Raw genomic sequence first — 13253 nt, forward strand, 5'->3', positions numbered from 1 at the left:
GTCCACTCAGACCGGACGGCCTCAGCGGTGAAGCACGCACATCGTGCCACCGCGACCGTGCTGGTGGTGTCAGAATTCGCGAACACGAAAATCTCGCTCGCGCAGGTGGTGTCGAGATTCACGCACAACTGGTGTCCAGGTTCGCGACCAAAACCAACCGGGCTCGTCGATGCGGTGCTCGACCTGCGGGTGACGACAACCGGAGCGATCCTGCTGTTCGTCGTGGTCACGACAGTGGGTCTGACCACGCTCAGCGCATGCCGGCGGCCCCGCTGGTTCCCGGCCGGACTCGCCACGGCGGTGGCCGCGACCGTGACGACGGTGGTATCGACCGCCGTGTTCGTCGAGAAGGTGTGGCAACCTTTCCCCGACCACCTGCCCTGGACCGTCTACACCTGGTCGGGTGCGGCGGTGCTCGCCATCGCGTTGCTCATCGGTCGATGGTTCGTGCGCCGGCGAAACCGGCCGATCGTCGCCACCGGGCTCGTAGCGGCCGCGACGGCGGTGGTGCTGTGCGCCGCCGGCGGAACCAACGCGGTGTACGACGCGTATCCGACGGTGCGTGCGGCCCTCGGCATCGGCGAATACCGCACCGTACCGTTCGACGCCGCACTGGCCCCGAGATCTGACCGGCATCCACTGCCGCCGGGAAAATGGCGGGCCCCCGTCGATACACCGGCGACCGGGGCGGTGGCGAAAACCGCCATCCCGGCCACCGTCTCCCGGTTCCCCGCCCGGGAGGCACGGATCTATCTACCGCCGGCGTATTTCACCACCCCACGACCCGACCTGCCCGTACTCGTGCTCCTGGCCGGGCAGCCCGGCAGTACCGACGACTGGCTCATCGGTGGCGGACTCACCGACACCATGGACGCCTATGCCGCCGCACACCAGGGGTTGGCACCGATCACCGTCCTCGCCGACGACACCGGGGGCCCGTTCGCCAACCCGCTGTGTGTCGACTCCCATCTCGGGAACGTCGCCACCTACCTGTCCGTCGACGTACCGGAGTGGATACGCACCCACCTCCAGGTCGATCCGAACCCGCGGGCGTGGGCCGTGGGCGGTTTGTCCTACGGCGGCACGTGCGCCCTGCAACTGGCCACCACCCGGCCCGACGTCTATCCCACATTCCTCGACATGTCAGGGCAGGCAGAACCGCTTCTCGAGGATCGAGCCGGCACCATTCGGAAGGTTTTCGGAGGCGACGCCGAGGCATTCGCCCGCAACAATCCCGCGGAGCTGCTGAAACGCAATCGCTACCCCGATTCGGCCGGGGCGTTCGTGGTGGGTCGCGACGACACCGAATACCTGGGTGATCTGGAGCGGCTCACCGTCACGGCACGTGCCGCGGGGATGGACGTCCACCTCACCGAATTGCCCGGTGGGCACAGCTTCGCCGTGTGGTCGGCCGGTCTCGAGCAGGAACTGCCGTGGCTCGGCCGACGGTTCGGTCTCGATATCTCCTAGCACCCCATCTCCTGGCACCCCGTCCGCGGCCCGAAACACACTCGACGACCGGCCCGGGGCGGCTCGACTTCCGGTGGGACCGCTAAGCCTCCTCGAGGGCCTCGCCGATCTCGTGGGCGACGCGATCGTGTTCGTTGCGCACCAGCCAATGACCGGCCGCGAGAGCCAATGCGACGGGCCATTCGATGATCTCCGCCGCGGCCAACGCACCGAGGGCTCCGTAGTACGCCAACTGCTCGGGCCGAGGTATGCGCGTCCGACCGACCACGGGCAGATCCACCGTGAAACCCCGCGCGTTCGATACCCGACCGACAGCATTGCGCTGACTCGTTCGTGATTTTTCGGTCACTTGTCGCCTCCCGGTCATGGCGTGTTCGCGAATTCGACGCCCGGCAACCGCACTGTGTCGGGTGTGAAGAGAACTGGTGTGGGCATCGACTCGGATCCGTTGGCAGGAGTGCTTACGCGGGTGCTGACCGTGCCCTTGCGTGAGCTGTACGCGGTGTTGTGGCGCTGGGGAGTCATCGAGGTCGTCGACTGATCGTCCCGGCGTCGCCCGATCACGGCGAGCAGGCGCGGGGCAACCGCGGCGAAGGTCGTCGCGACAGCGGCCGTCGACAGGGCCTGCCACCAGCCGATCGGTCCCAGTGGTGTGCTGCCGAGCAGTTGGCTCACCCCCGGCGTGCCGATCAGCGCGCCGAGCACCAGTAGTGAGCCGACCACGGTGGCGATCACCAGCGGGCTGTGCGAGTCGAGCAATGTCTGCCCCAATTGCGTCGCGACCAATGCCGCCAGTGCCACCGTCGACGCGCGCCGGCGCCGACCCGTCAACCTCGCCATCACCCACGCGACCGTCGCGGCGGCGGCGGTCGTCGCACCACGCACCGCCACCGTCCGCCACACCGCGGCCCCGTCGGGTCCCCGTCCGGTATAGCGCGGTTTCCCACGCGGCGGACCGACCGCGAGAGCCGCGGCGGGCAGCGCATCGGTGAGGATATTGACCACCAGCAATTGCCGGGTGTTCAGCGGCGCTCGGCCGGTGAGTGCGGTGCCGGCGATCATGAAGGCCACCTCGCCCGCGTTACCGCCGAGCAGGACGGCCACGGCCGCCTGCACCCGCCGCCACAGCTGTCGACCCTCGTCGAGGGCGGCGGGCAGAGCGCGTATCCGCCCGTCGCGCAGTACGATCTCCGCCGCGGTGCGAGCCGGATCGTTACCGCCCGCGGCCACCCCGATACCGACGGTCGCGGCGCGGATGGCCGCCGCATCGTTGGAACCGTCGCCGACCATGGCGCACACATGACCCAGCCGCTGGATCGTCGCCACGATCTGCACCTTGTGCTCGGGCGACATCCGGGCGAACACCCGCCTGCTGCGCACCACCTGTTCCTGCTCCCGCCGGGACAGCGCCTCCCATTCGGGCCCGCTGATCACCTGATCCTCGTCGACACACATCCCCACTTCGGCGGCGATCGCGGTAGCGGTCACCGGGTGATCACCGGTAATCACCCGCACCCCTACACCTCGGTCGGCCAGTTCGGCCAGCACCTCGGCCGCCTCCGCGCGAGGGGTATCCGACAAACCCAGCAACCCGACGAACCGCATCCCGCCACCGCACAATTCGACGAAGGCGTCGGTGTCGTCCCGCACCGCGCGGGCCTGTGACCGGGAGAGGTGTCGGGTGGCGACGGCGAGCACCCGAAGTCCCTCGGCCGCCATCTTGCGCACCTGCCGCTGCACTTCCTCGTCGACGTTCACGCAGGCCGCCAGCACGCTCTCCGGCGCCCCCTTGAGCGACAGCCGTTCCCCGCACACGCTCGCCGAGAACGAACGTCCCGATCGGAACGGCAGATGCGCCATCGGCTCGCCTCGGTCCAGGTGCCGCCCGGCCTCGGCGATCGCGCGGTCGGTCGCGTGTTCGTGCGGCTCGCCGTGAGCGAACGGCGTGGCCCGAACCGCGTGTCCGAGCACCTCGTCGTCGGAGCATCCGCCGGCGGCATACACCCTGGCCACCCGAAGTCGGTTCTCGGTGAGGGTTCCGGTCTTGTCGAAGCACACCACATCCACCCGGCCGAGGGCCTCGACCGAACGCGGATTGCGCACCACCGCGCCCGCGATGGTCAGTCGCCGCGCCGATGCCTGCTGAGCCAGTGTCGCGACCAGTGGCAATCCCTCCGGAACAGCGGCGACACCGACGGTCACACCACTGGCGACCGCCTGCCGCAGATCGAGCCGACGCAACAGTCCGAGCGCGGTGACCAGTCCCCCACCGACAAGGCCGAACGGCCACGCCTTGGCCGTCAGCTCCTCGAGCCGGGCCTGTAAACCGGTGGTCGAACCGTCCACGTGGGGGATCGCGGCAGCGCGACACGCCTGCGTCCGTTCGCCGACCGCGGTGACGATCGCCACCGCTGTGCCCGCCACCACCGTGGTGGTGGCGTACAGCATGCAGGCGCGCTCGGCAACGGGCGCAGCCGGAGTGGCCTCAACCTGCTTGGGCACCGGTAACGACTCCCCGGTCAGCGACGACTCGTCGACCTCCACGGCGTTCGCGCGAGTGAGTCGCGCGTCGGCGGGCACCACCTCACCGGGCCGCACCTCTATGACATCACCCGGACGCAGCTCGGCTGCGTCGACCATTACCGAATGGCCCGCCCCGACCAGCTTGCGGGCCGGTGTGCCCTGGACCTCCGGCAGTCGCCGGAACAATCGTTCGGACCGGATCCGTTGGGTAGCCGCCAGGACCGCGTTCCCGACGAGTACCGATCCGACCAGGAACGCGTCGACGGGCGAGCCCAACACCGCACCTGCCACGGACCCCACGGCCAGGACCGGAACCAACGGGTCGGACAGTTCCTCACGCATCGCGCCGGCAAAATCCCGCACCACCCGACGCACCGGGTCGACGGTCGATCGCGCGAAGCGGACCAAGGACGCCGGCCGGACATCCTCACGCCCTGGGACCGGCCGTGGTGGCCGCAGTACCCGACGCACCTGCTCGACGGACATGGCGTGCCACTCGTGCGCGCTCTCCCCGGGCGGCGGCGGAACCCGAAGCGCTTCGCCCGCGAGCCGGTATCCCATCCACACGCCGGCGGCGGCCCCGACGGTGACCGGGGCCATACCACGACCCCGTACGCCGGGCACCATCAGCAGCCCGCTCAGAAGAGATGCCCCGGTAGCGATTTCGACACCGCGCTCACTGGCTCGGCGGGCCGCCGGCAGGGCGTGCACGATCCGCCACACGACCTCCAGATCCTCGACGAGCACATCGGCGTGCCATGCCGGCCCACCCGCGCCGACGCCGATCGCTATATCGGCGTCGGCCAGCGCCTGCGCCGCCGAACCCGAGACCATCGCCACCGTGCGCCCCTGTTGCTGCAACCGGTGCACCGTACGGGCAAGCGCGTCGTCGAGGCAGCCATCGACGGGATGGAGGTCGTCGAACGACGAACGCAGATCGTCGAGCGTGTCGACCTCGACCGACACCACCTCGACACCGCTGCGCCGAGCTTCGCCGAGCACCGCCGTCGCCAGAGGATGATGCGCGAACCGCACCGATACCGCGCCGCCCCCGCCATCACCGGACATCGATGGCGCCACCTGCTGCCATCCGGGCCGTAACGCACCGCGGTCCAGTTGGTCCTGTGCCCACTCCCAGACCGTCGCCCGTTTTCGCTCGGAGACGTCGCGGATGCGGGCAACCCGCAATTGCGCACCACACAGTGTCCGCGGGTCGAACACCACCGCATCGACCCGATCGAGTCGCCGGAACGCCCGAGGCCGCAAGGTCAGCGCACCGTGCCTGTCGGCCAGACCACGGGCGAATGTCGCGGCGAACAGCTCCCGGCTGGTATGGGCCGCCTTGGGCGCCGCAGCCACGACGGCGGCAGCGGCGGTGTCGAGGTCGGAGGCGAGAAGACCGACCGCCGGCGCGGCAACCGTCTGCACCTTTCCGCTGCGCTCCCCATGACGCTCTATCGGTCCCGGCGGCAGCGGGCGCGGCCGAACACCGGGCCGGACCCCATCGATACACGTGGCATGCGCCGCCAACTCGGGTTCGCGGCGGTGCCAGACCGCGGCCGCGGCACGGGTCTCGGCGACTTTCGCGAGGTGCACACACAGGTCGACACCGAGTGACGCCGGTAACTGGGTGGCGGTGTGCGCAGCGGCCGTGGCCAGCGCCATCACCGTGTCGGTGGCACCCGCGCCGACCCGCTGTTCGACGGCGCGCCGCAGCCGCGGCTGGCCGGCGACGAGCGAGACAACGGCATTGAGGCCCGCCGGCAACCGCCGCAGACCGACCACTCGGCCGGCCAGGGCGACCCCCAGACCGACCGCGTTCGTCGTCACCGAGAGCAGGCCGGCGGCCAGTACCGCGCCTTCGGTGGGCAGATCGACCGGTACTCGACCGGTATCCGAGCACCCGTTCTCGGCGGCGGTCACCACATCGCACAGTTCGTCGACGGCTACCGTGTCGTCGACTTCGACGACAACACGCGACAGCGGGTGGTTGAGCGTCGCCGAGATCACCCCATGGTGTGCGCGGAGTGCTGCGAGCACCGCGGAACCCACATCGCGGTCCGGATCCCGGTCGGACAGGCCACGCACTTCGATCCAGCAGCGCCCCGCACCCCGCCAACGGCGCCGGATCGGCCTACCGCCGAAAAGCTCCGATGCGGCGGCGGCGAGCGATTCGACCATCCACCCGACGGATGGGGTGGGCGGCAATACGCTCGCACGCTCGATCCCGATGGCCGGCGCGGCACGCCGCATCCCCCTGTCGAGAACACGCAACGGCGCCGATACGGAGGCCCGTATCACTCGGTTCGGTCGCACCGGCGGCCGCTATCGCTCGCTCGGCGTGCGCCGCGACCGGGCCGCACCCTTACGCGTGGCCGGCCGGTCGTCCGCGTCACCCGGGGCGGGTGTTCGATTGCCTTCCGGAAGAGATTCGGGACGTGCGGCGCTGTCGGGTTCGGTCGCCGATTCCGACCGCCGACCGAGCTGCCGGACCACCAGGGCGGCACCGCCCACACCGAGGAGCACGGGCCAGTCCACCAATCCCGCGGCGCCCACCGCCGCCATGGTCAATACGGCCGCCGGTGTCGAGTGGCTTCCCTTGACCAGCCCGCTCTTCACACCGGACGCGGCGCCCTGTATGCCGCCGATGACGCCGTTGACAGCGGCGCCGCTCACCGCCCCGGCCGCAGCCGTTGTTGCGTCGGCCGTCCGGGTGATCACGCCCACCACGCCTTCGGAAATATTCATGGCCGCTCCGTCGCGTTCGCCGGTTGGAAACCATGCAGCAAATCGCAGTATACCGCCGGGTATGTATATGTCGTGGGAAGCGACGAGGAGCGTCCGCCGACTTCCCGAACCCGAATTTCACCCCGATTATCGGGAAATATCGCACGAATTCGGCATACGAACTCGCATGATCCCACCGGCGCGTCGTCGCCCGACGAAGCGGTTCGAGCCCGCCGTCCTTCGACCGACTCACGCACATCGGAAAACCGTCGGCAATCGATCCGCTCGGGCACGATGAGGACTTTCGCCCCTGCCCGCCCATCCGGCCGAGTGGCCAGACTGGAGATCGATCGACTCCTTCACGAACGAACCGAGGTTCGCCATGACTCCCGGCGACAGCATGGTCATCGACCGCACAGGCCTGAACCGCCTGGTGGAGGTACTCGCAGAGCAGGGGTATCGGGTTGTCGGGCCGCGACTGCGGGACGGGGCCATCGTGTTGGACGAACTCGATTCAGGAGCGCAACTGCCCGACGGATGGGGGGTGGAGGCAGAACCGGGTCGATATCGGGTTCGGCGCCGCGACGACAATGCGGTATTCGCGCACTCGGCCGGACCGGGATCGTGGAAACAGTTCCTGCATCCACCGCGCCGCAAGATCTGGGACATCACCCCGGATATGCACGCCGAACCCACCGACGACACCCTGCCGCGCTATGCGTTCCTGGGGGTGCGCGGCTGTGATCTCGCCGCCATATCGGTTCTCGGGCAGGTGCTCGAAGGCGCCGATCACGCGAGCCCCTCCTACGCGCATCGTCGTGGTCTGTTCGTCGTCGCGGTCAACTGCACCGAACCCGGCGGAGTGTGCTTCTGTGCTTCCATGGGCACCGGACCGGCGGTGTCACCGGGATACGATCTCGCCCTGACCGAGCAGATGGACGAGGACGGGCATCGGTTCCTCGTCGATGTGGGCAGCGCGGACGGTGCCCGAGTGCTCGCCGATGTCACCGCGCGCGCCGCGACCGACACGCAGATCGCGGCGGCGCGTACGGCGGTATCGGCGGCCGCGGACCGAATGGGGCGGGCGATGCCCGAGATCGATCTGCGGACGCTGCTGCGCGATTCGCGGGAATCACCGCACTGGCAGGATGTGGCGAGCCGCTGCTTCACCTGCGGTAACTGCACCATGGTGTGTCCCACCTGCTTCTGCACCACATTCGAGGACGTCACCGATCTCGAGGGCGAGCACGCGCAACGATGGCAGCGGTGGGCGTCATGTTTCGAACTGGACTTCTCCTATCTGCACGACGGCAGTGTGCGACAGTCGGGAGAAAGCCGGTATCGGCAGTGGCTCGGCCACAAACTGAGCACCTGGTACGACCAGTTCGGCACATCCGGTTGTGTGGGATGCGGTCGGTGCATCGCATGGTGCCCGGCCGGTATCGACCTGACCGAGGAAGTGGCCCGACTCGCGGAACTCGCCGCCGAAACCACCGACAATGCCCACCGTTGACGAACTGGCCGCCTTCCCGCGGCTGACCTCGCTGAACCGGACGGACCTGGCGGTGCTGGCCGAGCTCGGACATACAGTGTCCTTCTCCGCCGGGCAGCGGGTGCTGGTGGAGGGTGGGCCGGCCGACCGGTGTCTGCTGATCCGAACCGGTCGGGTGGTGTTGGACGCCCAGGTGCCCGGTCGGGGCGATGTGGTGATCCAAACGCTCGGCGGCGGTGATCTCCTGGGCTGGTCCTGGTTGGTACCGCCGTACCGGTGGCATTTCGGCGCGCAGGCGACCGAATCCGTCGACGCCGTCGAATTCGACTCCGCCCGCCTGCGCGAGGCCGCCGAGACCGACCCCCGATTCGGTCGCGCGCTGACCATGATGCTGTTCGAGGCACTGCTGGAACGACTACAGGCCACCCGGGCCCGGCTGCTCGACCTCTACCGCAATCCACACGAGGGGAACGAGAAACCACACCGGGAAACGCACCGCGCCGGCCCGGATCGGAGCCACCCATGAGCGTCGACATCATGCCCCACTCCACTCCGATCCCCGGCGACACCATGCTCCCGTATCGGGTCACGAACCGGATACCGCAGACTCAAGACACCACCACACTGGTGTTGGAGCCGCTCGATCGCGCGGCACCGCGGTTCCGGGCCGGCCAGTTCATGATGCTCTACAGCTACGGGGTGGGTGAGATCGCGATATCGATCAGCGGGGACCCCACCGCCCGCGGTACCGCCCTGGAGCACACCATCCGCGCAGTCGGCGCGGTGAGCACCGCCTTGCGGAACACCCCGGTCGGTGGGGCGGTGGGGGTACGCGGTCCGTTCGGTGTGGGGTGGGATCCGGAATCGGCGATCGGTCGGGACCTCGTGCTGGTGGGGGGTGGGGTCGGTTTGGCGCCGCTGCGTCCGGCGGTGCTCGGCGTGCTCGCCGCCCGCGACGCGTATCGCCGGGTCGTTCTGGTGACCGGGGCCCGGACCCCGGCCGACATACTCTTCCGCCGCGATCAGGACGACTGGGAGGCCGACGATCGGATCGAACTGCATCGGACGGTCGACCATCCCGCGCCCGGCTGGACCGGGCCGATCGGTTTCGTCACCGAACCGCTGGCGCGGCTGGCCCCGGAGCCCGGTCGCACCACGGCGTTCCTGTGCGGACCGGAACCGATGATGCGCTTCTGCTCCCGGACACTGTTGGGCAAGGGAGTCGCCGCGACCGATATCCGGGTATCGCTGGAACGGAATATGCAGTGCGGTATCGGCCGGTGCGGCCACTGCCAGTTGGGTCCCCTGTTGGTCTGCCGAGATGGCCCGGTCGTCGACTACGCCGTCGCCGGACCCCTGTTGGCCGTGCAGGAGTTGTGATGGACGCCCCGACATTGGCGGTGTGGAAGTTCACTTCCTGCGACGGCTGCCAACTCACTTTTCTCGACTGCGAGGACGAGCTGTTGACACTGGCCGGCCGGATACGCATCGTCCACTTCCTGGAGGCGTCCAGCGCGGTGCAAGCCGGACCCTACGATGTGTCCCTGGTGGAGGGTTCAATCACCACCCCGCAGGAGCGGCGGCGCATTATCGAGATCCGCGCGCAGTCCCGGATCCTGGTGGCAATCGGGGCATGCGCCACCCATGGCGGAATTCAGGCGCTGCGAAATTTCGCCGATATCGCCGAGTTCGCCTCCGTGGTGTACGCCGATCCGCAATACATCGACACCCTCGCCACCTCCACCTCGATCTCGGAACACGTGCCGGTGGATTTCGAGCTGCGCGGCTGCCCCATCGATCGCCGTCAGCTCCTCGAAACGCTCACCGCTTTCCTGGCCGGACGCACCCCCGATCTCCCGAACACCAGTGTGTGCACCGAGTGCAAACGGCGCGGCACCACCTGCGTGATGGTCGCCGACGGTATCCCCTGCCTCGGGCCGGTCACCCAGGCCGGGTGCGGTGCCCTGTGCCCGGCCTATCACCGCGGCTGCTTCGGCTGTTTCGGACCGATGGCCAAACCGAATGTCGGTGCCCTCCTGCCCATTCTGCGCGTCAACGGTATGCCCGCCGACGAGGTCGACCGGGTATTCGCCACCTTCGCCGCCGCCGAACCGGATTTCGCGGACAGGGATTCGGATGAGTCGCCGCGGTAGAACATTGCAGGTCGGCGCGTTGGCCCGAGTGGAGGGCGAAGGCGCGCTGCGGATCACCGTCACCGACGGGACGGTGGAACGCGCCGAACTGAACATCTACGAGCCGCCGCGGTTCTTCGAAGCGTTCCTACGGGGCCGCGCCTACACCGAACCGCCGGACCTCACCTCGCGCATCTGCGGTATCTGCCCGGTCGCCTATCAGGTCAGCGCGTGCAATGCCATCGAACAGGTCTGCGGAATCGAACTGGACCGACCACTGGCCGACCTGCGCCGCCTGCTGTATTGCGGGGAGTGGATATCCAGCCACTGCCTGCACATCCACCTGCTGCATCTACCCGATTTCCTCGGCTACCCGGATGCGATCGCCCTCGCCGCCGACCACCGCGACCTCGTGGAGCGGGGGCTGGCGGTGAAAAAGGCGGGCAATGCCCTGCTGGAACTCATCGGCGGTAGGGCGATTCACCCCATCAATGTGCGGGTCGGTGGGTTCTACTCCGTTCCCGAACGCGCCGACCTGATCCCTTTGGCCGAACAACTGCGCCAGGCACTCGACCATGCCATCGACACCGCGCGTCGGGCCGCCGACTTCGACTTCCCCGACCTGGAGCTCGACCCCGTACCGCTCGCCGCCACCGAGCCGGACCGATACGCCATCGAATCCGGACAGGTGCATACCGGCACCGGAGCGTCCTTTCCGGCAGCCGAATTCCCCGCCCACGTGGCGGAGCAGCAGGTGCCGCATTCCACCGCACTGCACGCACGACTCGATGGCATCCGCTACCTGACCGGACCGATGGCCCGCTACACCTTGAACTCCCGGCGGCTTTCCCCACTCGCCCGTCAGGTCGCCACCGAGATCGGACTCGGGGACGAGTGCCGCAATCCGTTTCGCAGTCTCCTGGTCCGCGCCGTCGAAGTCGTCTACGCCCTCGACGAGGCCCTTCGGCTCATCACCGCCTACGAGCGTCCGGCCCGCCCCTCGGTACCCACATCACCACGCGCCGGGGTCGGTCACGGTATCAGCGAGGCACCGCGCGGATTGCTCTACCACCGCTATGACATCGATGCCAACGGCCTCATTCGTTCCGCCACCATCATCCCCCCGACCTCGCAGAACCAGGATGCGATCGAAGACGCGCTGCGACGGGTCGTCACGACCGGCCTCGACCTCGACGATGCCGCGCTCACCGCCGTGTGCGAGCGCACCATCCGCAACTACGATCCGTGCATCTCCTGCTCGGCGCATTTCCTCGCCCTCGATCTGGTGCGTCGATGACCGGTGCCCGAGCCGCCGTCGCCGCCGTCGGCAACGAATACCGCGGCGACGACGGGGTGGGTCCCATCGTGGTTCGTGAGGTGGTGAAACTCGACCTTCCGGGGGTCGTGGTGACGTGGTGCGACGGCGAGCCCGCCGCGTTGTTGGACGCCTGGAGCGGAGTCGATCTCGCCGTCGTCGTGGACGCGGTGCTGTGCGCCCCCGCCACACCGGGCCGGATCCACCGAACCACCATCGATACGGTCCCCGCCGGCGCGCAGGTCACGAGCTCGCACGCACTCGGCGTCCCGGAGGCGTTCCTGTTGGGTCGCGCCCTCGGCCGGGTTCCGCACGCACTGGTCGTCGTCGCCGTCGAAGCGGCCCGTTTCGACCTCGGCGCCGGACTGTCCGCCCCCGTCGCCGCCGCCGTCCCCCAGGTGGTTCGCACGGTGTGCACCGAACTGTGCCGACTCGACCCACCGGCATGAGATCCGGTGGTGTCGACCCCGGACGACATCGGGAAATCGGAAGGGATGCCACAGGGCACCTCGCCGATGACCTTCGTCTCTGGCCGAGGCCCGGTGGTTACGTGCATGCTCGCACACACCGGGCCCGTATCGGTCTATGACACCACCGCGAAGGCTCGGGCCGCCGGTCGCCGCCGACCGAAACCCACGCCCGGGGGGTAGAGCGGGCCGAAAGCGACCACGGTTCGAGCTTCGAAGGGAAGGGATTTCCGAGGATGCCTCCACCGCACGCCCCCGCCGATATCGCCGAATCGCGCGCGGCGACCTCACCGGAACTCGATCCACCGATCGTTGCCGCCGTGGACGGTTCCGCGACCTCGTACCACGCGGCGGTATGGGCTGCGGTGGACGCGAAACTGCGGGGCTGCCCGTTGCAGATCATCACCTCGGTCGCCGCACCAGGGGCCTTCGGTCCCGGCCCGGCCGGACAACGGCTGCGCGCCGAAGGCGAACGGGTGCTCACCGCCGCCCTCCGGGTGACCCGGACGGCGGTGGCCGGGGAGACCGTTACCGTCGGCACCCGGATGGTCGACCGACCGATCGTGCCCGAGCTGATCGAACGCTCATCGCATAGCCGCATACTCGTGGTGGGCAACCGTGGCCTCGGTGCCTACCGGCGCGAACTGCTCGGCTCGGTGAGCTCGGCGGTTATCCGGTACGCGCACTGCCCGGTCGCGGTCGTCTCCTCCGCGGTGGCGACGGACCCCGACTCGGCGCACAAGCCGGTTTTGGTCGGGGTGGACGGAACCGACAACAGCATGCCCGCAATTCGAGTGGCCTTCGAGGAGGCGTCGTGGCGCGGAGTCGGCGTGGTCGCCCTGCACGCCTGGGACGACACCGACGAGACCCATTCCCCGGCGAAGGGCGGGAGCGCTGCGCGACAGCAGGAGGAAGAACTGCTCGCCGAATGCCTCGCGGGATTCGGCGAACGGTATCCGGACGTTTCGGTCCGGCAGATCCTGGTACGGGATCGCCCGGCGCGATCCCTCCTCGCCGCGGCCGAGGACACCCAGCTCATCGTCACGGGCAGCCACGGCCGCGACAGTTTCACCGGTATGCTGCTCGGCTCCACCAGCGCCGCGCTGCTGCCCTTGGTGAAATGCCCC

At 68.9% G+C, this 13253-nt stretch carries 10 protein-coding genes and 2 pseudogenes; 9 read left to right on the top strand and 3 right to left on the bottom strand.

The window, feature by feature from the left end; genetic code table 11:
- Positions 1-189 precede the first annotated feature (189 nt).
- Positions 190-1470, top strand: a complete 1281-nt coding sequence (locus ON32_RS05515; RefSeq protein ID WP_245550816.1) for an alpha/beta hydrolase — start codon at positions 190-192, stop codon at positions 1468-1470.
- 82 nt (positions 1471-1552) lie between these two features.
- Here the strand turns inward: ON32_RS05515 and ON32_RS05520 are convergent, their stop codons facing one another.
- The gene (locus ON32_RS05520) at positions 1553-1837 is read right to left on the bottom strand and encodes a hypothetical protein (RefSeq protein ID WP_040789185.1); all 285 of its coding nucleotides are present in this window, start codon (positions 1835-1837) and stop codon (positions 1553-1555) included.
- Between the two features lie 3 nt (positions 1838-1840).
- On the opposite strand from ON32_RS05520, the pseudogene ON32_RS30775 reads away from it, so the two are divergent.
- Positions 1841-1963: pseudogene (locus ON32_RS30775) on the top strand (hypothetical protein); the annotation flags it as partial.
- Here ON32_RS30775 and ON32_RS30665 read toward each other — a convergent pair.
- Positions 1918-6246: pseudogene (locus ON32_RS30665) on the bottom strand (cation-translocating P-type ATPase); the annotation flags it as partial. The pseudogenes ON32_RS30775 and ON32_RS30665 overlap by 46 nt on opposite strands.
- A gap of 72 nt (positions 6247-6318) precedes the next feature.
- Positions 6319-6741: a hypothetical protein gene (locus ON32_RS05530; RefSeq protein WP_040789189.1), complete on the bottom strand. Its 423-nt coding sequence runs from the start codon at positions 6739-6741 to the stop codon at positions 6319-6321.
- Between the two features lie 361 nt (positions 6742-7102).
- Here ON32_RS05530 and ON32_RS05535 point away from each other — a divergent pair, with 361 nt between their 5' ends.
- From ON32_RS05535 to ON32_RS05565, 7 genes are all read left to right on the top strand, one after another.
- Positions 7103-8233 carry a 4Fe-4S dicluster domain-containing protein gene (locus ON32_RS05535; protein WP_040789192.1) on the top strand — a complete coding sequence of 377 codons (1131 nt, stop codon included), beginning with the start codon at positions 7103-7105 and terminating at the stop codon, positions 8231-8233.
- Entirely contained in the window at positions 8220-8738 is a 519-nt protein-coding gene (locus ON32_RS05540) for a Crp/Fnr family transcriptional regulator (RefSeq protein WP_083874073.1), read from the top strand. The genes ON32_RS05535 and ON32_RS05540 overlap by 14 nt, the downstream gene beginning before the upstream one ends.
- The gene (locus ON32_RS05545) at positions 8735-9592 is read left to right on the top strand and encodes an FAD/NAD(P)-binding protein (RefSeq protein WP_083874075.1); all 858 of its coding nucleotides are present in this window, start codon (positions 8735-8737) and stop codon (positions 9590-9592) included. The genes ON32_RS05540 and ON32_RS05545 overlap by 4 nt, the downstream gene beginning before the upstream one ends.
- The gene (locus tag ON32_RS05550) at positions 9592-10365 is read left to right on the top strand and encodes an NADH-quinone oxidoreductase subunit B family protein (RefSeq protein WP_040789194.1); all 774 of its coding nucleotides are present in this window, start codon (positions 9592-9594) and stop codon (positions 10363-10365) included. Before ON32_RS05545 ends, ON32_RS05550 begins: the two co-directional genes overlap by 1 nt.
- Positions 10349-11641, top strand: a complete 1293-nt coding sequence (locus tag ON32_RS05555; RefSeq protein ID WP_040789195.1) for a Ni/Fe hydrogenase subunit alpha — start codon at positions 10349-10351, stop codon at positions 11639-11641. The genes ON32_RS05550 and ON32_RS05555 overlap by 17 nt, the downstream gene beginning before the upstream one ends.
- Positions 11638-12108, top strand: coding sequence for a hydrogenase maturation protease (locus tag ON32_RS05560; RefSeq protein WP_040789197.1), 471 nt, complete (start codon positions 11638-11640; stop codon positions 12106-12108). Before ON32_RS05555 ends, ON32_RS05560 begins: the two co-directional genes overlap by 4 nt.
- Positions 12109-12362: 254 nt before the next feature.
- A partial coding sequence (locus ON32_RS05565) for a universal stress protein (protein WP_083874077.1) occupies positions 12363-13253 on the top strand: 891 nt, incomplete at its 3' end.

Origin of the sequence: Nocardia paucivorans NBRC 100373 (assembly GCF_000308675.1) — a bacterium.
Lineage (GTDB): Bacteria > Actinomycetota > Actinomycetes > Mycobacteriales > Mycobacteriaceae > Nocardia > Nocardia paucivorans.